Here is a 21,783-nt window from a genome sequence, read left to right as displayed (position 1 = left end):
TTATATTGCACGCTATTACGACTGGGGAGCGGGATTCGAACGGCCAGCGTCGCCGCGCATGTCACGTCCAGGGGGCTGAGCCAGCGGCACTGTCCACGGCGGTAGAAGCTGATCGGGCTGAACCCCGTGAGGTGCCGGAGAGTCTGGGTTGGCGCCCGCCCTGGAGCACTTCGTTTGCTGCCTGCCGAACGGTAAGCCTACGTCCACCAGACCAGGCAAGCCCGAAGCGAATGGGGCCAGCTTCAGCCCGGGCTTTGTCGATAATGGCATCAACACGTCGTCGTTCTGCCTGATCCAGCGAAATACCGCGGTCTGCTCGGTAGGAGTCCGCCGCGGCGAGGAGGCGGGGGGCCAAGTCATAGAGGTTTTTTGACGCATAAACGCCCGCCAATGAGTCAAGGAAAGCAGCCAGATTGCCCTCCGCCCCCAGTTGGAGTGAGGCGCTGATAGCTTCGATGAGCAGGAGCTCGGCACCGTCGTAATCGCCAGCCTGTTCGGTGCTCTCTGCAAGATTGGTGAGCACAGCGCCCAGGAGCCACCGGTCCCCCAGCCGGCGGGTCAGCTCCGCGCACGCCCTGCAGAGTTCGAGTGCCCGCAGATGGTCCCCGGCACAGTAAGCCTGGCGGGAGAGGACAACCAGCGCCCCAATTCTGACCCGAAGGCTGACTCCGGGATAGGCCAAGGCTTCCGCTGTGAGCCGCTCGGCAGTAGAGAAATCACCACTTTGTGCTGCCTGCACGGCCAGACACATGATGGTCCACGCTACGCCCTGGCTATTGCCGGACTTTTCAAACGCTTCAAGGGCGCGGCGGTGGAGGTGGGCCGCCTGGTCATACCTGCCCAGGGTCCATGTCAGAGTGGCTGCTCCGCTAAGGGCTGGTGCTCTAAGCTGCGGCGCCGCATCCGGCGCTGCCTCCACGAGTTCAACGGCAATTCGCTGCTGCTCGGTAACGTCTCCGGTGAGTTCCCAGTAATGCCAAAGCTCTCCCACCAGGCGAAGGGCCAGTTCAGTCGAACCATCCGGCCCTGCTGCCCAAAGCAGTGCTGCGCGGAGGTCGAGGGCTTCGGCGTGAAGCATCCGGAATGCCTCCACCTGGCCAGCACCCCACAGTAGCGGACCCAATGTCTTAGCCAGGGCAAGGTAGTACTCGGCATGCCGCCGGCGCACCTCGTGTTGCTCAGGAACCAGCGCCAGCCGGTTACGCGCAAACTCATGGATGGATTGCAGCAGCGTCACACGCCGCCGTCCTGCATGGTCGGTGTAGCGACGCAGCAGGCTGTGATCCGCGAGCGCGGACAGCAGTTCTTCAGTGGATGGCGCGCCAGAGGAAAAGGAGCCGCGCACGGCGTCAATCGCTTCCGTCGTTGGATCGTTGGCGAAAACACCGAGTTGACCGAAGAGTACGCGTTCAGCGTCCGCCAGTAATTGGTAACTCCACTCGATCGTGGCGGTGAGGGTTCGCTGCCGGCCCGGAAGGTCCGGGAAGGTGGCCCGCAGGGCGGCCAGGCTGACCTCCAAGTCCGCGAGGAGATCTTGCTCGCTAAGGTGTCGAAGCTGGGCCGCGGCCAGTTCAATGGCCAGCGGCAGCCCGTCCAGCCGGTGGCACAGGCTAGTGAGTACTGCGGCGTTTCCGTGGTCTAGGGAAAAGCGAGGGCGGACCGTCCGGCCCCGGTTCAAGAGCAGCTTCATTGCCGGCACCTCCCGCAGCTGGCGGGGAGGCAGGGGCGGGTCGAGCGGTGGCAACTCCAGCGGCGCAAGTTCGAACTCATACTCCGGACGCAACCCAAGCCGCCTCCGGCTGGTGGTGAGGATCCGGAGCTCAGGGGCTGCAGTGAGCAGGTCCAGCACCACGGGCCACGCGTCTGCCAAGTGCTCGAAGTTGTCCAGGACCAGCAGCAGGCGGCGGGCCTGGAGAAAACGGGACGCGATTTTCAGCGGGTCTTCGCCTGCTGGCGCCTCCAATCCAAGTGCCGCAGCGATGGCACCCGGCACCTGCTCAACCTGGGTGAGCGGGGACAGATTAACCCAGCCCGCACCGTCGGGCATGCGCTCGCCCAAACGCGCGGCCGCCGCCATGGCGAGGCGGGTCTTCCCTGCCCCGCCCGCCCCCGTTACGGTAACCAGCCGGCATCCCTCGGAGCGGTAGAGCGAACACACCTCCCCCAGTTCAACATCCCGGCCCACCATGGGGGTGAGTGCGGCAGGCAAGTTATCGAGGCGCTGCCTGGCGCGGCGGTTTTCGTTCACGGCGGGAGGCCCAAGGGAGGCATCCTGGCGCAGCACCAGTGCTTCCAGCTCCTGAAGGCGCACCCCGGGATCAATGCCCAGCTCCGCCGCAAAGGTCTTCCGGGCTGCACGGCATGCGGCGAGGGCGTCTGCCTGCCGGTCGGATCGGTACAGCGCAAGCACAAGGGACGCCCACAAGCGCTCCCGGTAGGGATGCTGCGATACCAGCCGCTGCAGCTCCCCCACCAACGTGGCGTGGCGGCCCAGTGCCAGTTCGACGTCGAAAAGGTCCTGGCAAGTAACCAGCCGGGCTTCCTCCACTTCTTCGAGGTCAGGGACCAGCAGCTGAATGTCGGCAAGATCCGGAAAAGCAGGGCAGACGAACAAGTCCAGGGCCTGGCGCAGGCGGACCGCACCGCCAGCGAGTTCGCCCGCTTCTACTGCGCGCTCCCCGGCGGCAAGGTGCGCCCGGAACTGCAGCAGGTCGAGTTCGTCATCCGCAACAGCCAGGAGGTAGCCGCCGGGACGGCTGGCCAGGCGGTGCGAGGCAACCTCCTTATGGCGATTGGGCTCCAGCAAGTTCCGCAGGTTCGCGACGTAGACCTGCAGTTGCGGGCCCGGATGCGCGGGCGGGTGGCCGTCCCAAATGGCTTCAGCAAGGAAGTCGGCTGCTACTACCGAGTTCGCCCGCAGCGCCAGGCATTCGAGGACAATACGCAGGTTGCGGCTGCTGACGGGAACCTGGACGCCGTCAGCGATCACCTGCAACGGGCCCAATGCCCTGATCCACAGTGCGCCCATTGCCGAGCACCCCTCACTGACCGGCCACGGGAACGGGCTGTGCCCTGTCCCGTGGCGCTTACCGACCAGCGACCCCTAGCGCCCGCCCTGCCATACCGCGCCCCGAGGAGCGGCATCAACCCCATCATGCGCCCGGACCCGTTCTGGATCCAGAGTCAGCCGCTGGATTAAGGCTCCGTTAAGTCCTCGGGGCAACTCTTGAGCCACTCAACCCGAGTACATCTGAAAGGAAGATCTAAATGAAAACCACAATTGCGCGCACACTGTTCCCGGCGGCCCTGGCTGCAGCAGCCTTGGTTGCCCCTGCACAGCCGGCATTTGCAGCTCCCGCCGTCCCGGGACCTGTCGATCCCAAGCCCATCGAGGCCGTCTGTTCGGGAAACCCCGATTTCGAGGTCACCCTCACACCTACCGGGAAGGGTGGATTTATTAGTTTGCCTGGGGGCAGGTTTATAACTACATCCCCCAACCTGAGGGTTACGGTCACCGGCCCTACAGGCAAGTCGGTGACGTATGTAGCGACCGGTGCGAACCGGATCGAGAGCGCATCAGATGATGGACTTTTCATCACTGCGACAGGTAGGAACGTCATTACGGTGCCTGAAGTAAATGGACATGATGCAGGCGTTTACGTTACAAGCGGCACCGTCAGCTGGACCCTTAACAGTGACTTCTCCGAACGAGGCGGGATGTTCACGGGCAGCGGCCAGGCGACGAATATTTGCCCGCTTGTTGCTCCCTAGGCCGACTGACTCCTAGCCCAGGTTCCGCTCCAGCATCTGCCCGATGATCCGGGCGCCTTCGGGGAAGGCGCCCGGATTTGTGCCCGAAAAGTTGAGCCGGATAAACGGCCCCGCAGGCTCTGCCGGGAACCACTCGTCCCCGCGGGCTATGATCACGCCGGCGGCTTCGCAGTCCCGGGTCAGCCGCTGCAGGTCCGTCCCGTCGGGCAGGCGCAGCCACAGGTTAAGCCCGCCCTTAGGCACCTGTTCAATATGCGCCTGCGGGATGTGCTCCCGGACGCTGGTGACCAGCAGGTCGCGGCGGGATTCGAGCTGGTGCCGCAGGCTGCGCAGGTGCGTCTGCCACCCGGGCTGCGTGACGACGTCGAGCGCTGCCGCCTGCAGCAGCCCGCTGACATACATTGACTCTGCCGCACGATCGGCGAGGATACGCTCCCGCGCCGGACCGCGCGCAATCAGCGCCGCCACCCGGATGGACGTGGACACGCTCTTGGTCAGCGAGCGCAGGTAGACGACGTGCCCCGAGTCGTCACGGGAGGCGACCGGCACGGGGTTGGAGCTGATGCCGAAATCGTGCGCCCAGTCGTCCTCCACAAGGAACGCGCCCTTGGCACGGACCACGTCAAGGACCTTTTCCCGCGTCTCATCTGACCACTGCGCGCCCGTGGGGTTGGCATAGTTGGGCTGCGCATAAAAAATCCGCGCGCCTGACTCCTCGAAGGCGCGGGCCAGCTCGCCAGGGTCCGGCCCGTCCGGTCCCGTGGGCACCGGCACCACCCGCACCCCCGCCTGGGCCGCGGCCAGGATGGCGCCCCAGTAAGAGGGCGACTCCATCAGCAGGGGCTGCCCCCTGCCCACCAGGGCGCTGAAGATAGAGCTCAGACCGCTCTGGCTGCCGGGAAGTACGACGACGTCGCTCGGGTTGGGCGGGGTGGTCCCCGCAGGCGTGGACGCGGTGAGCTCGTGGGCGAACCACGACTGCAGCTCCGGCATCCCCGCCGCGGGAGGCCGCGAGAGCGCAGCGTCTCCGCGGGCGGCGCGGCTGAGCGCAGCCCTGACCAGCCGCTCGGGGAGGAGCTCCCTTGCGGGGTAGCCCGAATGGAAGGAGATGGCGTCCTGCGGCACGTCCCGCATGGTGGATGAGGCCGGCGGCAGTGCCGCCAGCGGGGAGCGGAGGGCCGCCGTCTGCCAGCCGTAATCAGACGGGCGTGCCGTCCGGACCGCCCGCATGAAGGTACCCACGCCGGGCCGGCTCTCGATCATCCCCTGCGCTGTCAGGGTCTGGAGGGCCTTCTGCACCGTGACAGGGCTTGCCTGGTATTGGGCCACCAGGGAACGTGTGGACGGCAGCTTCGCTCCGGGCGCGGCAGTGGCCATCCATGATTTCAGGTGCACCACAATCCGCGAACTGCTATCGTTGTTCATGAGAGACAATAGTAGCGCTACCGCACAGGTGCGCACAGTGTTATCCCGCTCCAGCCCGGCCGGGCTATGGCTTGGCTTGCTCGGAGTTGCCGCATTTTCGCTGACCGTTCCTTTCACCAAGGTGGCCGTCGCCGGCCTGGCGCCGCTGTTTATCGGTTCGGGCCGTGCCGTGGTCGCGGCTGTTCTGGCCGGTGCCGCACTGGCACTGACCCGGCAGGCACTCCCCCGCGGGACGCAATGGTTCCGTGTTGCGGTAGTGGCGGCCGGCGTCGTGATTGGCTTTCCGCTACTCACCTCCGTCGCCCTCACCAGCACCGCCGCAAGCCACGGCGCCGTGGTTATCGCCCTGCTCCCGGCCGCGACGGCTGCCGCAGCCGTGATCCGCGGGCGGGAACGACCGCCGGCAGCCTTCTGGCTGGTCACCGCTGTGGGCGCCCTTGCGGTGACGGCTTTCGCCTCCGTCCAGTCCGGCGGCCTAGGAGTCCTGCATTGGGCGGACCTGCTGCTCGTCGGTTCCGTGGTGGCCGCCGCGGTCGGTTACGCGGAGGGCGGCCTGCTGGCCCGTGAGCTGGGTTCCTGGCAGACCATTTCGTGGGCGCTGGTTCTCGCCTCGCCGTTGATGCTGGTCCTGGCCGCCGTCTCCGCCGCCCAGCAGCCGCCGTCGGCAACTCCCGCACAGTGGGCAGCATTCGGCTACCTCGCCGTGGTGAGCATGTTCCTGGGCTTCTTCGCCTGGTACCGCGGCCTGGCCATCGGCCCCATCGCCCGGGTAAGCCAGATCCAGCTCGTCCAGCCCGTGCTGACCATCTGCTGGGCGGCGCTCCTGCTGGGTGAAACCCTGGCCTGGTCCACGGTCCTAGGCGGGCTGGCCGTCATCCTGTGCGCTGCCGCCGCTGTCCGGGTGCGGCTCCAGCCCGCCCCGGCAGCGTATTCCGAACTCGACCCCGCACCGCTTCAGACAGTAAAGGACTAGCTCCATGTACATTCCAGCCCACTTCGCCGCGGTCCCCGAAACAGTCCGGCACCTGCTGACCAGGCCGGGCGCAGCAAACCTGGTCACCGCAACCCCACAGGGGCTTGTGGCCACGCTCCTGCCGTTCGTCTACGATCCCGACGCCGGCGAGTACGGCGCGCTGCAGGGGCACCTGGCACGGAGCAACACGCAGTGGTCCGAGCCCGCCGCCGGGGAAGCCCTCGCCATCATCCAAGGTGCGGACGCCTACGTCTCCCCGTCCTGGTATGCATCCAAGGCCGAGCACGGGCGCGTTGTCCCCACCTGGAACTACACCACAGCGCACGTGTACGGGCGGCTGGTGATCCATGATGATCCTGTTTGGCTGGACCGGCAGGTCCGGCGGCTGACCGGCGTGCACGAGTCCGGCTTCGACCACCCCTGGGACGTGGACGACGCACCGGAGCGTTACATCGCCGGGCAGCTGCGCGCAATCGTGGGCGTGGAACTGGTGATCACCCGGATCGAGGCCAAGGCCAAGCTGAGCCAGAACCGGCCCGAAGCCGATATAGATGGCGTGGTGGAGGGGCTGGCTGCCCGTGGCCAGGCTGAGGCCGCCGCCGACGTTGATCAGGCGCGCCCCCGACCCAACTAGGTTTTTTCCGGCACCTCCGTGGCGTCACCGCCCTCGGAAGTCAGGCAGCCTTGACCAGTTCCTCGCTCTGCTCCCACAGGCGGCGGGCCAGCTCGGCGTCGTAGGCCTGCGGGTTGGCCTTGGCCAAGGCGCGCTTGTAGTAGTACGCACCGGAGATCCAGTCCTTGCCCGCAGTCCCGTTTACCAGCCACAGCAGGGTGTCGGCACCCTGGTCCGGCGTCAGCATGAAGCGGTTCAGCAGGGTCTTGTAGGCGTGCCGGAACGGGCTGGTGGAGTCTGCCGCGAAGTTGGTGCGCACAACGCCGGGGTGGAACGCAGCCGTCGTAATTCCCTGTTCGCCAAAGCGGCGGTGCAGCTCGGAGGTGAAGAGGATGTTGGCCAGCTTGCCGGTGCCGTAGGCGCGGTTGGTGGAATAGCCCTTCTCGGAGTTGAGGTCGAACAGGTCCAGCTTGCCGAAGCTATTGGCGCCGCTGGAGGTGTTGATCACCTTGGCATTGCTGGCAACCAGGGTCCCCATCAGCAGCGTGGTGAGCAGGAACGGCGCCAGGTGGTTGATCTGGAACGTTGACTCGTTGCCGTCCGCGGTGAGGGTGCGCTTGCCCATGATGCCGCCGGCGTTGTTGGCCAGGACGTCGATGCGCGGGTAGTCGGACTCCAGCTGCGCGGCCAGGGTGCGGACCTGGGCGAGCTCGGAAAAGTCGCTGACAAAATAGTCCGCGTCCAGGTCCTTGGCGATGGCCCGCGTCTTTTCCTCGGAGCGGCCGACGACGACCACCTGGTCACCTGCCTTGGCCAGGGTACGCGCGGCTGCTGCGCCGATGCCGTCGCTGGCGCCAGTGATCACGATGGTGCGAGGGGTCAAGGGGTGTCCTTTGGTTGGGGAACGTCCGGCGCCCGGCTTGGGCGCGCCGCCTACCCGGCACAACGACGGCGGGCGGCAGGGTGTTCCCCGGCGCACCGCGCTGGGCATATCCTGCACAGACCAGCAGGCACCGCGCCCAGCGGTCCGATCCCAGGGGGAAGCCATGGAGATGCCCAAAGCGCCGGACGAGGCCAAGGAGCGTTTCCGGTCCCTGGTCCCGGACACCCCGGTGGTGTCGGTGAAACCGATGTTCGGCAACCTGGGGGCGTTCGTCAACGGCAATATGTTCGCAGGGCTTTTCGGCCACACCATCGGCATCCGGCTCTCCCCGGAGGACAAAGAGCAGCTCGAGAGCGGCGAACGGACCGTCCCGTTCGGCCCGGCGGAGAGGCCGATGCGCGAGTACACCGGCCTGCCCGAAATCTGGAACGAGGAAGGCGACGGCGACGACGCCCGCGCGAAAGCATGGATCCATAAAGCGTATGAGCACGTGGCCGGCCTGCCGCCGAAAGAGCCCAAAAGCAAAACCCGTACCGCCGGAAAATAGCCCCACCTGCACCCCCGACCCCAGCCCAGCCAGCACGCCCCACTGTTCCCGGAACTGCGCCGAACCATCCCAGGTAGCCGGGGACTGAATTACTAAGTAAGCTTATTAACATGGCTTTTGCAACTACAGAGTGCGCGGACCCAGCAAACGCGTCTCAGGGGAGGTGGACGCAATCGACAAAGAGGTGAAGCGGCGGCTCGAACTTGCCGCCACGATCGGTCTGGATCCCCAGAAGCTTTGGCCGTCCTACTTCGGCAGGTCCCCCTGCTCGGCGTTTGAGCTGGACGCCTATCTTCATGAGGCCCTGAGGCTGCCCGCGATCGAACGCGGGCCAGATGCCGTCAAGGACCAGAACGCAGAACAGCCGGCACACCCCGTGGAGCAGCGGGGCATGAACCCGGAACGGGTGGGACCGGGACAGCACCCGGGCCGGAAACCTGACAAGGAAGACGCACTGGCCGCCCTCGGCGCCGCAGGCAAATCCCTGCTTTCCCCGGAACGGGCGGAGGCGGAACGCCTGAAATCACTGCATGAGACGGACCTCCTGTTCACCGGCCCGGAGGAAGTATACGACCGCGTGGTTGCGGCCGCCTGGAAATTCTTTGGCGTGGGGGCCGCATCACTGTCCCTGATCGCCGAGGATGCCCAGTTCTTCAAGTCAGCCGTCGGGCCGCTGCGCGAGGAGACTCCCCGCATCATCGCACTCTGCACGGAAACGGTGGAGCAGAACGCGATGCTGGTCATCAACGACACCCTTGCCGACGACCGCTTCGCCTCCAATCCGCTGGTCACCGGCGAGCCCTACATCCGTTTTTATGCCGGCTATCCCCTGCACGGGCCCAGGGGCTGGAACATCGGGACGCTCTGCGTCATCGACCAGGAGCCCAGGACCTTCTCCCCCTCCGACCAGCAGGTGCTCCGGACACTCTCGGCGGTGGTCCAGAAAGACATCGACGCCCGTACCTAGACTCCGGCCGCCCTCCCAGCCCGCCGCGGGCGGGCGGAGCATAGGGCCTCCGGGTACGACGACGGCGGGGCGGCCAGCATTTCTGCTGCCCGCCCCGCCGCTTGTTGTCCAGTCAGCCGTGGCTGGGAAGGATGCTAGCCCGCCACCCCGGCCACCAGGAAGATCAGGGCGGCAATGGCGAAGCCCATCACGCCGATGAGGGTTTCCATGACGGTCCAGGTCTTCAGCGTGGTCTTGACGTCCATGCCGAAGAAGCGGCCCACCAGCCAGAAGCCGGAGTCGTTCACGTGGGAGACCACCACGGAGCCTGCGGCCACGGCGATCACCATGGCGGCCACCTGCATGCCGTTGAGTCCGGCCAGGGCCACCGCCGGGGCGATCAGGCCCGCGGTGGTGGTCAATGCCACGGTGGCGGATCCCTGGGCGATGCGCAGGATGCTGGAGATCAGGAAGCCGGCCAGGATCAGCGGGATGCCCAGGTCGCCCAGGACGTCGGCGAGTGCCTGGCCGATGCCTGAGGTGCGCAGGACGCCGCCGAACATGCCGCCGGCGCCGGTGATCAGGATGACGGAGCAGACCGGGCCGAGCGAGGATTCCAGGAGCTTCTCGAGGGCCCCGGCGTCCTTGCCGCGCTTGGTGCCGAGCACGAACAGTGCCACCAGCACCGAGATCAGCAGCGCCACCGGGGTCTCACCGAGGGTGCGCAGGACCTGGTACCACTGCTCGTCCTTGACGCCTTCGGCGAGCACGCCGGAGGAGGCCAGGGTGTTCAGCCCGGTGTTCATGAAGATCAGGACCAGCGGCAGGAGCAGCAGGCCTACCACGGTGCGGAAGCGCGGCGGGTGTGATTCGGCTTCCGCGGAGGCGTGGCCCAGGATTTCCGGCACGGGAAGGACCAGCTTCTTGCCGGTGTAGAGGCCGAAGAGGTAGGCGGTGACGTACCAGGTGGGGATGGCGACAAGCAGGCCGGCGATGGTGACCAGGCCGATGTTGGCGTCAAAGAACGCGGACGCGGAGACCGGGCCCGGGTGCGGCGGCAGGAAGATGTGCATCACGGAGAATGCACCGGCGGCGGGCAGGCCGTAGCGGAGCACGCCCCCGCCCAGGCGGTGGGCCACGGCGAAGACGACGGGCAGCATGACTACCAGGCCGGCGTCGAAGAAGATGGGGAAGCCGAAGATCAGGGAGGCCAGGCCCAGCGCGAAGGGGGCGCGCTTCTCACCGAAGACACCGATGAGGTAGTCGGCCAGCACCTTGGCGCCGCCGCTGGTTTCCACGATGCGGCCGAGCATGGCGCCCAGCCCCACCAGGAGGGCCACCGTGCCGAGGGTGGTGCCGAAGCCGTTGATCAGCACCGGGACCACCTGGTTGGCGGGAATGCCGGTGGCGAAGGCGGTGGCGAGGCTGATGAGGATCAGGGCGATCAGGGCGTGCATGCGCAGCTTGATGATCAGGAACAGCAGGACGAGGATCGCGGCTCCCGCGATGAGCAGCAGGGGTCCTGCGCCCAGCGTTTGGGTCCATCCTTCGATGGTCATGGTTCTCCTTTGAAACAGTATTTATTGGGGTTTTGGGGAAAGTCAGGGCGCGCAGGGCGCCTGTCCGGCGGGAAGCTGCAAAGCCTTCACGACGGCGGCGACCAGCTGTTCAGGTGACTGCGAGATGTCCAGGCGGAGGCTGCCGGCGTCGAGCTCTTCCTGGCTGAGCGGCTCGAGGGTGGCCAGCTGGCTGGGCAGCAGGGTGGGCGGCATGAAGTGGCCTTCCCGGCCCTGCATGCGCTGGCTGATCAGGTCCGCGCCGCCGTCGAGGTGGAGGAAGACGACGCGGCCTTCCGCTTCGGAGAGGAGCTGGCGGTAGCTCTTCTTGAGGGCGGAACAGGTCAGGACCGTGCTGCAGCCGGCCTGCGCCTGCGCTGTCATCCAGCTGCGGATTTCCTGCAGCCAGGGCCAGCGGTCCTCGTCCTGGAGCGGGATGCCCTGCGTCATTTTGGTGATGTTGGCTTCTGGGTGGAACTCGTCCGCTTCGGCGCAGGCCCAGCCCAGCTGCGAGGACAGGGCCGCCGCCAGGGTGGTCTTGCCGGACCCGGCAACGCCCATGACCACAAGATGCGTGGGGGGATACTGCATGTCATACCTCCGGAGAAGACGTCTTTGGCTTTCGAAGAAGCTCACTGCGAGCCCGTGAAGAAGTGGCCTACGCCATAAGGTATCACCTTTTGCACCAAAAGATACTATCTTTTCGTGTTACAGGTCATACCTTTGCCATTTTTCCCGGTATTCTGGGAGGGCGCTGCGGCGCAGGAGAGGCGGACAGCATGTCGACGGCGACAGATGAGGGCGCGGATGAAGCGCACGACGGCGGGGCCTCCCCCGCGATGCACGAGCGCGTCCTGGAGGTGGTCGGCGTTGCCATCGCTTCCGGCAAGCTTCCGCCCGGCAGCCGGCTCACGCTCGAGGGCCTGCAGCAGGAATACGGGATATCCCGGACCGTAGCCAGGGACACCATGAAGGTCCTGGAGTCCATGAACCTTGTCTATTCGCGGCGGCGCGTGGGCATTGTGGTGCAGGACCGGTCGCTGTGGAACGTTTTTGATCCGAAGCTGGTGCGCTGGCGGCTGGCCTCAGACCGGCGGGAGCTCCAGTACACCAGCCTCACCGAGCTGCGCATCGCCGTCGAACCCATTGCCGCCGCCGGCGCCGCCCGGCGTGCCAGTGCTGCCGAACGCGCGCAGCTGGTTGCCCTGGGGGCCGAACTCCGGCGGCTGGGCGAGGACGGCGATCTGCAGGGGTTCCTGTCCGCGGACATCGAGTTCCACCAGCTGCTCCTGCGAAGCTGCGGGAACGAGATGTTCCGGGCCCTGGAGGGTATGGTGGCGGAAGTGCTGACCAGCCGGACGCAGCAGGGGCTCATGCCGTTTAAGCCCCGGGACGAGGCATTGCAGGCGCACCAGGACGTGGCAGCAGCGGTGGCGCGCGGAGATACGGCGGTTGCGGAGTCGGCCATGCACCACATCCTCGATGAAGTGCGGGAAGCAATGGGACTCAGCGGCTGAAAGATCCCCTTCCCGGGGGCCATGATCCTGAGTAGCCTTCAAAGTAAGGCCCACAAAAGGACCTGCCGCGCCATAGGGAAGATTCGGTGAGGTGGAAGATGGCCACTACAGAACATTCAGCTGAAGGACTTGCCGCTACCGCCGCGCCGGCTGTCACGCGGCGCCGCAAAGGCAGCCTGGTGGTCAACTGGATCACCACCACCGACCACAAAACCATCGGGTATATGTACCTGATAACGTCGTTTGCCTTCTTCTGCCTGGCAGGCGTGATGGCCCTGCTCATCCGGGCCGAATTGTTCGAACCCGGCATGCAGATCCTGCAGACCAAGGAGCAGTACAACCAGCTGTTCACCATGCACGGCATCGCCATGCTGCTGATGTTCGCCACCCCGCTGTTCGCCGGGTTCGCCAACTTCATCATGCCGCTGCAGATCGGTGCTCCGGACGTGGCTTTCCCGCGGCTCAATGCGCTGGCTTTCTGGTTCTTCCTCTTCGGCTCCACCATTGCGCTGTCCGGCTTCATCACGCCCCAGGGCGCCGCGTCCTTCGGCTGGTTCGCCTATGCGCCGCTTTCGGATACGACCTTCAGCCCGGGAATCGGCGGTGACCTCTGGGTGTTCGGCCTGGCGCTCTCGGGCTTCGGAACCATCCTGGGTGCCGTCAACTTCATCACCACCATCATCTGCATGCGCGCCCCGGGTCTGACCATGTGGCGGATGCCGATCTTCACGTGGAACACCCTGGTCACCTCGATCCTGGTGATCATGGCCTTCCCGCCGCTGGCCGCGGCCCTGTTCGCCCTCGGTGCCGACAGACGCTTCGGTGCCCACATCTACGACCCGGAGAACGGCGGCGCAGTCCTCTGGCAGCACCTGTTCTGGTTCTTCGGCCACCCCGAGGTGTACATCATCGCGCTGCCGTTCTTCGGCATCGTCTCGGAGATCTTCCCGGTGTTCAGCCGCAAGCCGATCTTCGGCTACAAGGGCCTGGTGTACGCAACCATTGCCATTGCCGCACTGTCCATGACCGTCTGGGCGCACCACATGTACGTCACCGGCTCGGTGCTGCTGCCGTTCTTCGCGTTCATGACCATGCTGATCGCAGTGCCCACCGGCGTGAAGTTCTTCAACTGGATCGGCACCATGTGGGGAGGCTCGCTGACCTTCGAAACCCCCATGCTTTGGAGCATCGGCTTCCTGGTTACGTTCCTGTTCGGCGGCCTGACCGGCATCATCCTGGCCTCACCGCCGCTGGACTTCCATGTGTCGGACACCTACTTCGTGGTGGCCCACTTCCACTACGTGGTGTTCGGTACCGTGGTGTTCGCCATGTTCGCCGGCTTCTACTTCTGGTGGCCCAAATTCACCGGCACCATGCTCAACGAACGCCTGGGAAAGATCCACTTCTGGATGCTGTTCCTGGGCTTCCACGGCACCTTCCTGATCCAGCACTGGCTGGGCGTCATGGGCATGCCCCGCCGGTACGCCGACTACCTGGTGGAAGACAACTTCACCTGGATGAACCAGTTCTCCACCATTTCGTCCTTCCTCCTGGGCGCATCCCTGCTCCCGTTCTTCTGGAACGTCTACATCACTTGGCGGACCGGGAAGAAGGTCACCGTGGATGATCCGTGGGGCTTCGGCGCCTCGCTGGAGTGGGCCACGTCCTGCCCGCCGCCGCGGCACAACTTCACTTCACTGCCCCGGATCCGTTCGGAGCGGCCGGCACTGGACCTGCACCACCCGGAAATCCGGGTCCGTGAGCACGCCCCCGTCCACAGCCCGGCGGCGGAGGCCCTGGGTGCAGCCGATATCGGCCAGAAGGACGTCCGCAGCCCCAGCCCGGACGAGTAACAAAGAGGCCGGATCCGGCCGTCTGCTAGATGCAGCGGGGCTGGTAGGCCGGGTCCGCAGGTCCCGAGCTCCTGCCCAGCGCGTGGGCCACGATCTGGTGGACCACGGGATCATTGGGCGTTTGGTCGTGCTCGAAGACGTCCAGCGGGCACTTGTCCTGGACGGTGATGTTGGTGACCTGCCGGGCCGGACCCGCGAGGAACTGGCTGTTGTAGGGAATCACAACCTCGTCGTAGACCGTGGAGATGACGGTGTAGGACGGCCCGGCCACGGTGTCACCAATGGAGTTAAGCTCCTGCATGAACGGCGAGCCGGCCTGCTGATCTGCGCAGGCGGCACAGCCGAGGGCGGCGAAGACCGGATCGCCCAGGAGCTCCGGCGGCGGGATGATCACGCCCTCGGTGCCGTGGTTTGAGGGCGCGATCCCGATGAGCTGGTTGACGTTCTTAGCACCGCCCAGGAAGCCCATGTAGTAGCGGGGCATCATGCCGCCCTGGCTGTGGCCCACCAGGTTCACCTTCCTGGCGCCGGTGGCAGCCAGTACTGCGTCGACGAACGGGGCGAGTTCCTGGGCGGAGTCCGCCACAGGGGCCGTGGCGTAGACGCCGTTTGTCTCGCCGTAGTTCAGGGCAAACACGCAGTAGCCCTGGCTCTTGAGGTAGGGCGAGAGGGTGGACCAGTTCTTCACCATGCTCTCGAAGGTCCCGGGCACCAGGACCACCGGGTAGGGGTGCTCGGCGGTGGGCGTGCAGGACCAGTCATTGGCGCCGGGAGGGGAAATTTCGACGACGTCCGCCTGGGCGGGTGCCACGGCGAGGGATCCGGCCAGGAGCGCGGAGGCGGCGATGGACAGGGTTCTGGTGAGCAGCGACATGGAAACCTCTTTGTTTTGTGTCAGCAGGTGCGGCCAGGGCCGGGAGCCGGGTAATCGGCCGGGTTTCATGCTAGGCATGATTGGTGCGGCAGCGGCGTGACGTGCACGAATGTGCGCAGCTGCGGGAGCAGACCGCACGACGGCGGGACCTGGACCGCCTGGCACGCTCACCACGCATTGTTACTGGTCAGTAGCTACTTGCCCGCCGCGCACTGAATTACTGAGTGACCCCCGGGCCTAGCCGGCGGTTCATGGCCGCTGCACAAATGTTCACTCGCGGTACCGCCGCCGTCGCGTTGAGGAGCTTGCTGGCACAAACGGGTTAAACAAAAGCATGGCCGGTCAGTGACCGGCCATGCTTTCAAACTTTGAAACCCTAAGGCCCCAGTTTCTCTAAGAAATTAGAGGGACTGGATGTTTACGGCCTGGGGACCCTTGGGGCCCTGCTCGGTTTCGAAGGAGACCTTCTGGTTCTCTTCGAGTGAGCGGAAGCCGGAGGAGGCGATCGCAGAGTAGTGTGCGAAGACGTCCTGTGAGGAGTCATCGGGGGAAATGAAGCCGAAGCCCTTTTCAGCGTTAAACCATTTGACGGTACCAGTAGCCATTATTTTTGTCCTTCGTGAAGGTGGAGGAACTGTCCCGACTTTCGGGTCCTCCTGTTTGGGGTGCTCAAAACCGCTGCTTCAGAAGAACACGGGCTTTCGACCGTGCGTACTGCCTGAACTACGAACTGCATAAACACAACAACAGGATCTACTCTACAGGAGATTGCGGACAGCAATTACCAGTGCCACTTTTAGGCCCCGAGGCCGGGCCCAGGCACCCCGGGCCGGGCACCGCTGTCGCCCCCTGTACGCAGGCCCGCGGCAGGCATATCCTGCCAGCAGGTCCAACTCCGCCCCGAGCCGCGGGAGAAGAATCATGGAGATGCCCGCACCCACAGGCAAGACTGCTCCGCAGGAGGTCAACACCCTGGTGATCGGCGCCGGGCAGGCGGGGCTGGCCGCAAGTTACTGGCTCGCCCAGGGCGGGGTGGAGCACCTGCTGTTGGAGGCGCGGGATACCCTGGGCGGCGCATGGCAGGACCGGTGGCATTCGTTCCACTTGAACACGCCCAACTTCTCATTCCTCCTGCCGGACCTGACGTACGACGGCCCCGATCCGGACGCGTTCCTCCCCCGCGACGCCGTCATCGACCTTTTCCGCGATTACGCAACCCGGATCGCCGCCCCGGTACAGATGGGAACGGAAGCCACCCGCATCGCGGCGGCAGATGGCCGCTTCCGCGTGGAAACCTCCGGCGGAACGTTCGCCGCGGCGAACGTGGTTCTGGCGAACGGCGCGTTCCAGCGCACCCGCGTCCCGCCGTCGTCGGCCGGATTCCCCGGGAACGTCCTGCAACTGCACAGCCACCACTACCGCAGCCCCCGCCAGCTCCCGGACGGCGCCGTGCTGGTGGTGGGCACCGGCCAGTCCGGGGGCCAGATCACGGAGGACCTGCTGGACGCCGGCCGCGTGGTCCACTTGTCCGTGTCCGCCTGCCCGGAGGCGCCGCGCCGCTACCGCGGCCGGGACATCTTCCACTGGATCCTGCAGGTCAACATGCACGGCCCTGAGTACGGCATCAACGGACTCCAGACGGCGCAGCTCCCCACCCCCGCAGCCCGGTTCATGTGCAATCCGCTCCTCTCCGGCAACGACGGCGGACACAGTATCCACCTGCGGGAACTCGGCCGCCGCGGGGTGCGGCTGCACGGCCACCTTGAAGGAACGGACAACGGCGTCCTCGTCTTCAGCGACGACCTCCCCGGACGCCTCGCCATGGTTGAGGCCGGGTTCAGCCAGCGCCTGAAACTGATGGCGGACGCCTACATCGAGGCAGCGGGCATAGATGCGCCGCCGGCCGAAGCGCGCCCCGACGACACTTGGCTGCCCGGGGAGTCCGGCGCACGGCTGGACCTGGCCGCGGAAAACATAACCTCCGTCATCTGGGCCACCGGGTACAGGCTGGACTTCAGCCTGCTGGACATGCCGGTGCTGGATGAATGGAACTATCCGCGGCACACCCGCGGCGTCACAGACGTTCCCGGCCTGTACGCCGTCGGACTGCCATGGCTCACCAGGCACCTCTCAGCCACGCTGGCGTTGGTGGGCGATGACGCAAGGTACGTCGCGGAGCATGTCGCGGGACGCTGAGCCTGGTGGCCCTTGCCAACGTCCGGCCGCGGCGTAGGGTTCTTTCCATGGAACCGATTCGGGCCATCCTCCTCCCTGGCGCTGTCCTCCCTGCGCAGGAAGCGTACGGCGCGCTGATTGAAGCCTTGGGGCCGGATGTCCAGGCCGTGGCCAAGGACTTGGAGATTTACGCGGACAGTGAGCCGCCGCCCGGCTGGAGCCTTGATACAGAGATCGACGGCGTGCTCCGCGACGCCGATGCCCTCGGGTGGGAGACCTTCCACCTTGCCGGCTACTCCGGGGGCGGGGCCGCGGCGCTGGCCTTCGCCGCGAAGCACCCCGAACGGCTGCTGAGCCTTGCCCTGCTTGAGCCGGCCTGGGCCGGGAGCTGGGACTGGAGCCCCGCCCACGCCGCGGTCTGGAAGAAATTCGGGGAACTGGAGGCCCTTCCGCCGGATCAGCTCCTTCCCGCCTTTATGAGGCTGGGAGTCAAGTCCGACGTCGTCCTGCCACCACCACCGCCGGGTCCCCCGCCGCCGTGGATGGCAAAGCGGCCGGCGGGAATCAAAGCATTCCTGCGCACCTTCAGGAGCTATGACCTGGACCGTGCGCGCCTGGCCGCGTTCCGCCCGCCCGTGTTCTTTGCCCTCGGCGGCCTGAGTAACCCGGATGACTACGGCGAGATTGCAGGCCGGCTGGCGCGGGTCTTCTTCCCGGACTTCCATCTTGAAGTGTTCCCCAGGCGCCACCACTTCGATCCACCACACCGGATGGAGCCCGTACGGCTGGCGGAGTTGCTGCGGCGGCACTGGGAGCAGGCGGAAAGAGGCCGGGCGGGGAGAGCGGACAATTTCAGCACCATGCCCCGGGTCACTCTGGAGTCCAGTACGGAGGAGATTCTGGACGACCTCCGGGGTGACCGGTGACCAGGCCACGGGACTTCGGACTCTGGCGGCCGGCAGTGAACCGGCGGAGGATAGCCCTATCAGTGGTCCACGGGCGAAAGGGCGCCGGTCATGATGTGGGGTTACGGCACGAACATGGGCTGGATGATGTGGCTCTGGGGCGTCCTCCTGCTGGTTGGGATCGCGTTGCTGGTGCTGGTGGCCGTGCGGTTGTCAGGCCCCGGAGGGACACCAGGACGTCATCCAGAATGGCGGGGTCTGCCGGGACCTGATGCGGGCCGGACCCGGGCGCAGCAGATCCTCGATGAACGCTTTGCCCGGGGTGAAATCGCGGAGGAGGAATACCGCGAGCGGCTGAGGGTCCTCGGCGAGGACCACTGATGCGTGCCATCAGCCGACGGCGGGCGCTGCTGCTGGGAGGGCTTGGCGCGGCGGCGACGGCGGCTGGCGGAGCCGGGCTTTGGTGGACGGCCACGTCCAGCTTCTCCCCCGAAGCCGGCGGTGGGTTTACTGAGCCGGAGGAGCTGAGCAGCGCGGACGGACAGCTGAAGGTCCGGCTGGAGGCCTCCCCGGTGTCGGTGCCGCTCGGCAGCCAGCAGGCATCCATCCTGGGCTACAACGGAGGTGTCCCCGGCCCCACACTGCGGGTCCGGGGTGGAGACAAACTGCAAATCGAGCTGGTCAACAACCTGGGGGTCCCCACCAACCTGCACGTCCACGGCCTCCACGTCTCGCCCCAGGGCAATGGCGACAACGTCTTTGTGATGGTCCGGCCGGGACAGTCGTTCAGCTATGAGTACAACCTCCCCGCGGACCATCCGCCCGGAACGTACTGGTACCACCCCCACCACCACGGCATGGTGGCAGACCAGGTTTCCGGCGGTCTGTTCGGCGCCATCATCGTCGAAGAAGAGGACGCGCCAGCTGTCAGCCGGGAACGCATCCTGGTGGTTTCGGACCTCACCCTGGACGGAACAGGCGCCCTGGCGGAGGCCACACCGATGGACCGGATACTCGGGCGCGAAGGCCGGCTTGTCCTGGTGAACGGCCACAGCAACCCGGAGCTTTCCGCCCGGCCAGGCGAACGGGAGCGGTGGCGGATCGTGAACACCTGCGTTGCCCGCTACCTGCGGCTGCGGCTGGAGGGGCAGCAGTGGGAACTGCTGGGCATCGACCTTGCACGTCTCCCCGCACCGCAGATGGTGGACGAATTGCTGCTGGCGCCGGGAAACCGCGCCGACGTCCTGGTCACGGCCGGCGAGGGAGTGTCCGCCCTCAGGTCCAGCTACTACAACCGGGGAAGCATGGCAGGCATGATGGGACCGGCAGCCCGCAGGGGCGACGCCGGAGGCACCGGTGACCTGATGCTGGCCACGTTCTCGGTGTCCGGAGCCCCTGCCACCACGCCGCCAGCTCCCCCGCCCCTGCCCGCCCGGCCGGCACCGGAGGACCTGCGGACCGCGGTGGTCGCAGCCCGCAGGCAGCTGACCCTTGCCACGGGCACAGGTAGGGGGATGGGCATGGGAATGATGGCGTTCACCATCAACGGGCGGACCTTCGATCCGGACCGGACGGACACTGTTGTGGCTGCGGGGACGGTGGAAGAGTGGACGCTGCTCAACCCGAGCCCCATGGACCACCCCTTCCACCTGCATGTGTGGCCCATGCAGGTCATCGAGGAAGCAGGGACCGCCCAGGATTCGGTCACGTGGCGGGATGTGGTCAACATCCCCGCGAACGGGCAGGTGAAAGTCCGCATCAGTTTTACCGGTTTCACCGGCCGTTCTGTGTACCACTGCCACATCCTGGACCATGAGGACCAGGGCATGATGGGTGTGATCGATGTCCGGTGAGCCAGGCCGCCCGAAGTGCCCACTGCTTACCGCCCGGCCGCGTAGCCCTGCCCGCCCCGCGGGTTGGCCGCAGCCTTCAGGACGCCGGTCTCCGGACAGCGAACCACAGCCGACAGGCGTCCCAGGGACCAGTCCCCCGCCCGGGTCACAATGTGGCCGCGCGCCTCGAGTCCGGCGATGACCCCGTCCCCGAGCCTGTCTTCCACAACCGCGCCGCCGGGCGTCCAGGTGCGCGGCCAGAAGGAACCGGGGATGGACGTGGTGTGGAAAGCGGGGGCATCGATGGCCTGCTGCGGCTCATAGCCGCCCACAATCGTGCGGAGCAGGTACAGCAGCTGCCACTGGTCCTGCTGGTCGCCGCCCGGTGACCCGAGGGCTGCCACCGCCTTGCCGTCCCTGAGTACCAGCGTGGGCGTCAGCGTGGTGCGCGGCCGCTTGCCGGGCGCCAGGGTGGACGGGGCGCCGTCCTCCAGCCACGTCATCTGCAGCCGTGATCCCAGGCAGAACCCAAGCCCGGGGATCGCCGGGGAGGACTGCAGCCAGCCGCCGGACGGGGTGGCTGACACCATGTTTCCCCACTGGTCCACCACGTCGATGTGGCAGGTATCGCCGCGGGTTTCCCCGGTGGGTGCCACCGTCGGCTCGCCCACGCCGGCGAACGCGCCTTCCCCGCGGGCAGCGAGCGACGGCGGGAGGTACTCCGTGCGCAGCGGCGGCAGGAACGGTTTGTGGCCGGGAACCTCGCCGGGCCGGAACGCGTGCGAGGCCTGCTCCCCGATCAGCTGCCGGCGCTCCGCCGCGTACTCCCTGCTCAGCAGGTAGTCCAGGGGCACCGCGGCGTCGCCGTAGTACGCCTCGCGGTCCGCGATGGCCAGCTTCTGCGCCTCCAGGATGGTGTGCGCGCCGAGGGCGGTGGACGGATCCAGGTACTCGTCGTCGAACCCGTCCAGGATTGCGAGCGTCTGCAGCAGGGCGGGCCCCTGCCCCCAGGGCCCGGTTTTGGCAATGGTGTGGCCGCGGAACTCCAGGGTGGCGGCGGGCTCGTAGCCGGCCGAGAATCCCGCGAAGTCCGCTTCCGTCATCACGCCGGCATGGTCCGTGCCGGACGAGTGGCGGTGCGGTGTGGCAAGGAACGCAACCGCCGCCTTGGCCACGAAACCCTCGCGCCACTCCCGCCGCGCGGCGTCGATCCGCGCCGACCGCGGGGCCGACATGCCGCCGTCGTCCGCTACATCCGTGCCGGCGGCAATAAGCCGCTCAAGCACGTCCGCGTACGCCACGTTCCTAATGATGTCTCCCCCTGCGGGAACTTTCCCGCCCGGCATCCAGAGGGCAGCCGACGTCGGCCAGTGCTCTGTGAAGAGCGCCGCAACCGAGGCGATGGTGCTGCCCACGCGGTCCAGGACGGGGTGCCCGTTTCTGGCGTAGCCGATGGCGAAGGAGAGCACGTCCGCCAGCTCCCAGGTGCCGTGGTCGCGGAGGAGCAGCAGCCAGGCGTCGACGGCGGCGGGCACGGCGGCGGCGAGCGCACCGGCACCGGGCACCAGCTCCAGCCCTTCGGCGAGGTAGTGCTCGCGGGTAGCCGCGGCCGGGGCGGGTCCCTGGCCCATCAGCACAACGGGCTCGGAGGGATTGCCTGCGGTGACGAACACGCCCGTCATGTCCCCGCCCGGGCCGTTCAGGTGGGGTTCCACCACGTGGAGGACGAACGCGCCCGCAACGGCGGCGTCGAACGCGTTCCCGCCGCGCTCCAGCACCGCCTGCGCCGAGGCCGTGGCCAGCCAGTGGGTGGAGGCCGTCATGCCGAACGTGCCCTGGAGAGTGGGCCGGGTGGTGAAGCCGCCTGCCGGTGTGTACGCCATGGTCTGCAATCCTAGGGACCCGGCGGGGAG

The 21,783-nt window shown here is 66.7% G+C and carries 19 protein-coding genes; 11 read left to right on the top strand and 8 right to left on the bottom strand.

Annotated features, from left to right (window positions below; all coding sequences use genetic code 11):
* Positions 1-61 precede the first annotated feature (61 nt).
* The gene (locus ABRP28_RS01205; protein ID WP_350004320.1) at positions 62-3,028 is read right to left on the bottom strand and encodes a BTAD domain-containing putative transcriptional regulator; all 2,967 of its coding nucleotides are present in this window, start codon (positions 3,026-3,028) and stop codon (positions 62-64) included.
* Between the two features lie 239 nt (positions 3,029-3,267).
* Here ABRP28_RS01205 and ABRP28_RS01200 point away from each other — a divergent pair, with 239 nt between their 5' ends.
* On the top strand, positions 3,268-3,771 hold the full coding sequence (locus tag ABRP28_RS01200; protein WP_350004321.1) for a hypothetical protein: 504 nt from the start codon (positions 3,268-3,270) through the stop codon (positions 3,769-3,771).
* Positions 3,772-3,783: 12 nt separating this feature from the next.
* Here the strand turns inward: ABRP28_RS01200 and ABRP28_RS01195 are convergent, their stop codons facing one another.
* Positions 3,784-5,196 (bottom strand): PLP-dependent aminotransferase family protein, encoded by a 1,413-nt coding sequence (locus tag ABRP28_RS01195; RefSeq protein WP_350004322.1) that lies wholly within the window; start codon positions 5,194-5,196, stop codon positions 3,784-3,786.
* Between ABRP28_RS01195 and ABRP28_RS01190 the strand changes: the two genes are divergently transcribed.
* Together ABRP28_RS01190 and ABRP28_RS01185 are read left to right on the top strand one after the other, a co-directional pair.
* Positions 5,195-6,169 (top strand): DMT family transporter, encoded by a 975-nt coding sequence (locus ABRP28_RS01190; protein ID WP_350004323.1) that lies wholly within the window; start codon positions 5,195-5,197, stop codon positions 6,167-6,169. The two genes, ABRP28_RS01195 and ABRP28_RS01190, sit on opposite strands and share 2 nt — an antisense overlap.
* Positions 6,170-6,173: 4 nt before the next feature.
* Positions 6,174-6,803, top strand: coding sequence for an FMN-binding negative transcriptional regulator (locus ABRP28_RS01185; RefSeq protein ID WP_350004324.1), 630 nt, complete (start codon positions 6,174-6,176; stop codon positions 6,801-6,803).
* A 40-nt stretch (positions 6,804-6,843) separates the two neighbouring features.
* On the opposite strand, the gene ABRP28_RS01180 is transcribed toward ABRP28_RS01185, so the two are convergent.
* A complete protein-coding gene (locus ABRP28_RS01180; protein ID WP_350004325.1) occupies positions 6,844-7,665 on the bottom strand; it encodes an SDR family NAD(P)-dependent oxidoreductase in 822 nt (273 codons plus the stop codon).
* A gap of 163 nt (positions 7,666-7,828) precedes the next feature.
* Between ABRP28_RS01180 and ABRP28_RS01175 the strand changes: the two genes are divergently transcribed.
* On the top strand, positions 7,829-8,212 hold the full coding sequence (locus ABRP28_RS01175) for a TfoX/Sxy family protein (protein ID WP_350004326.1): 384 nt from the start codon (positions 7,829-7,831) through the stop codon (positions 8,210-8,212).
* 163 nt (positions 8,213-8,375) lie between these two features.
* Positions 8,376-9,179, top strand: coding sequence for a GAF domain-containing protein (locus ABRP28_RS01170; RefSeq protein WP_374152908.1), 804 nt, complete (start codon positions 8,376-8,378; stop codon positions 9,177-9,179).
* Between the two features lie 134 nt (positions 9,180-9,313).
* Here ABRP28_RS01170 and ABRP28_RS01165 read toward each other — a convergent pair whose 3' ends face one another.
* The gene (locus ABRP28_RS01165) at positions 9,314-10,717 is read right to left on the bottom strand and encodes a GntP family permease (protein ID WP_350004328.1); all 1,404 of its coding nucleotides are present in this window, start codon (positions 10,715-10,717) and stop codon (positions 9,314-9,316) included.
* Positions 10,718-10,759: 42 nt separating this feature from the next.
* The gene (locus tag ABRP28_RS01160; protein ID WP_231454448.1) at positions 10,760-11,305 is read right to left on the bottom strand and encodes a gluconokinase; all 546 of its coding nucleotides are present in this window, start codon (positions 11,303-11,305) and stop codon (positions 10,760-10,762) included.
* A gap of 188 nt (positions 11,306-11,493) precedes the next feature.
* On the opposite strand from ABRP28_RS01160, the gene ABRP28_RS01155 reads away from it, so the two are divergent.
* Together ABRP28_RS01155 and ctaD are read left to right on the top strand one after the other, a co-directional pair.
* Entirely contained in the window at positions 11,494-12,231 is a 738-nt protein-coding gene (locus ABRP28_RS01155; protein WP_350004329.1) for an FCD domain-containing protein, read from the top strand.
* 98 nt (positions 12,232-12,329) lie between these two features.
* On the top strand, positions 12,330-14,084 hold the full coding sequence (gene ctaD / locus ABRP28_RS01150; RefSeq protein ID WP_231454453.1) for a cytochrome c oxidase subunit I: 1,755 nt from the start codon (positions 12,330-12,332) through the stop codon (positions 14,082-14,084).
* A 25-nt stretch (positions 14,085-14,109) separates the two neighbouring features.
* On the opposite strand, the gene ABRP28_RS01145 is transcribed toward ctaD, so the two are convergent.
* Together ABRP28_RS01145 and ABRP28_RS01140 are read right to left on the bottom strand one after the other, a co-directional pair.
* Positions 14,110-14,958: an alpha/beta fold hydrolase gene (locus ABRP28_RS01145; protein WP_350004330.1), complete on the bottom strand. Its 849-nt coding sequence runs from the start codon at positions 14,956-14,958 to the stop codon at positions 14,110-14,112.
* Between the two features lie 401 nt (positions 14,959-15,359).
* Positions 15,360-15,563 (bottom strand): cold-shock protein, encoded by a 204-nt coding sequence (locus ABRP28_RS01140; RefSeq protein WP_066274236.1) that lies wholly within the window; start codon positions 15,561-15,563, stop codon positions 15,360-15,362.
* Between the two features lie 316 nt (positions 15,564-15,879).
* Between ABRP28_RS01140 and ABRP28_RS01135 the strand changes: the two genes are divergently transcribed.
* The 4 genes from ABRP28_RS01135 (at position 15,880) to ABRP28_RS01120 (ending at position 19,891) form a co-directional block, all read left to right on the top strand.
* Positions 15,880-17,154, top strand: coding sequence for a flavin-containing monooxygenase (locus tag ABRP28_RS01135; protein WP_374152907.1), 1,275 nt, complete (start codon positions 15,880-15,882; stop codon positions 17,152-17,154).
* Positions 17,155-17,201: 47 nt separating this feature from the next.
* Entirely contained in the window at positions 17,202-18,059 is an 858-nt protein-coding gene (locus ABRP28_RS01130) for an alpha/beta fold hydrolase (protein ID WP_350004332.1), read from the top strand.
* A gap of 90 nt (positions 18,060-18,149) precedes the next feature.
* A complete protein-coding gene (locus tag ABRP28_RS01125) occupies positions 18,150-18,419 on the top strand; it encodes an SHOCT domain-containing protein (protein WP_350004333.1) in 270 nt (89 codons plus the stop codon).
* Complete coding sequence (locus tag ABRP28_RS01120; protein WP_350004334.1) at positions 18,419-19,891, top strand: multicopper oxidase family protein; 1,473 nt, start codon at positions 18,419-18,421, stop codon at positions 19,889-19,891. Before ABRP28_RS01125 ends, ABRP28_RS01120 begins: the two co-directional genes overlap by 1 nt.
* Before the next feature lie 26 nt (positions 19,892-19,917).
* On the opposite strand, the gene ABRP28_RS01115 is transcribed toward ABRP28_RS01120, so the two are convergent.
* The gene (locus ABRP28_RS01115) at positions 19,918-21,753 is read right to left on the bottom strand and encodes a gamma-glutamyltransferase (protein ID WP_350004335.1); all 1,836 of its coding nucleotides are present in this window, start codon (positions 21,751-21,753) and stop codon (positions 19,918-19,920) included.
* Positions 21,754-21,783 lie beyond the last annotated feature (30 nt).

It is taken from the genome of Pseudarthrobacter sp. WHRI 8279, from assembly GCF_040224115.2.
Taxonomy (GTDB): domain Bacteria; phylum Actinomycetota; class Actinomycetes; order Actinomycetales; family Micrococcaceae; genus Arthrobacter.
Note: the sequence above shows the minus strand (reverse complement) of the source record. Positions and strands in the feature narration are given on the sequence as shown.

Excerpts from the sequence above, each read along its gene's own strand:
- ABRP28_RS01205 (WP_350004320.1), bottom strand. The coding sequence starts at position 3,028 with ATGGGCGCACTGTGGATCAGGGCATTGGGCCCGTTGCAGGTGATCGCT.
- ABRP28_RS01200 (WP_350004321.1), top strand. The coding sequence starts at position 3,268 with ATGAAAACCACAATTGCGCGCACACTGTTCCCGGCGGCCCTGGCTGCA.
- ABRP28_RS01190 (WP_350004323.1), top strand. The coding sequence starts at position 5,195 with ATGAGAGACAATAGTAGCGCTACCGCACAGGTGCGCACAGTGTTATCC.
- ABRP28_RS01195 (WP_350004322.1), bottom strand. The coding sequence starts at position 5,196 with ATGAACAACGATAGCAGTTCGCGGATTGTGGTGCACCTGAAATCATGG.
- ABRP28_RS01185 (WP_350004324.1), top strand. The coding sequence starts at position 6,174 with ATGTACATTCCAGCCCACTTCGCCGCGGTCCCCGAAACAGTCCGGCAC.
- ABRP28_RS01175 (WP_350004326.1), top strand. The coding sequence starts at position 7,829 with ATGGAGATGCCCAAAGCGCCGGACGAGGCCAAGGAGCGTTTCCGGTCC.
- ABRP28_RS01165 (WP_350004328.1), bottom strand. The coding sequence starts at position 10,717 with ATGACCATCGAAGGATGGACCCAAACGCTGGGCGCAGGACCCCTGCTG.
- ABRP28_RS01160 (WP_231454448.1), bottom strand. The coding sequence starts at position 11,305 with ATGCAGTATCCCCCCACGCATCTTGTGGTCATGGGCGTTGCCGGGTCC.
- ABRP28_RS01155 (WP_350004329.1), top strand. The coding sequence starts at position 11,494 with ATGTCGACGGCGACAGATGAGGGCGCGGATGAAGCGCACGACGGCGGG.
- ctaD (WP_231454453.1), top strand. The coding sequence starts at position 12,330 with ATGGCCACTACAGAACATTCAGCTGAAGGACTTGCCGCTACCGCCGCG.
- ABRP28_RS01145 (WP_350004330.1), bottom strand. The coding sequence starts at position 14,958 with ATGTCGCTGCTCACCAGAACCCTGTCCATCGCCGCCTCCGCGCTCCTG.
- ABRP28_RS01140 (WP_066274236.1), bottom strand. The coding sequence starts at position 15,563 with ATGGCTACTGGTACCGTCAAATGGTTTAACGCTGAAAAGGGCTTCGGC.
- ABRP28_RS01135 (WP_374152907.1), top strand. The coding sequence starts at position 15,880 with ATGGAGATGCCCGCACCCACAGGCAAGACTGCTCCGCAGGAGGTCAAC.
- ABRP28_RS01130 (WP_350004332.1), top strand. The coding sequence starts at position 17,202 with ATGGAACCGATTCGGGCCATCCTCCTCCCTGGCGCTGTCCTCCCTGCG.
- ABRP28_RS01125 (WP_350004333.1), top strand. The coding sequence starts at position 18,150 with ATGATGTGGGGTTACGGCACGAACATGGGCTGGATGATGTGGCTCTGG.
- ABRP28_RS01120 (WP_350004334.1), top strand. The coding sequence starts at position 18,419 with ATGCGTGCCATCAGCCGACGGCGGGCGCTGCTGCTGGGAGGGCTTGGC.
- ABRP28_RS01115 (WP_350004335.1), bottom strand. The coding sequence starts at position 21,753 with ATGGCGTACACACCGGCAGGCGGCTTCACCACCCGGCCCACTCTCCAG.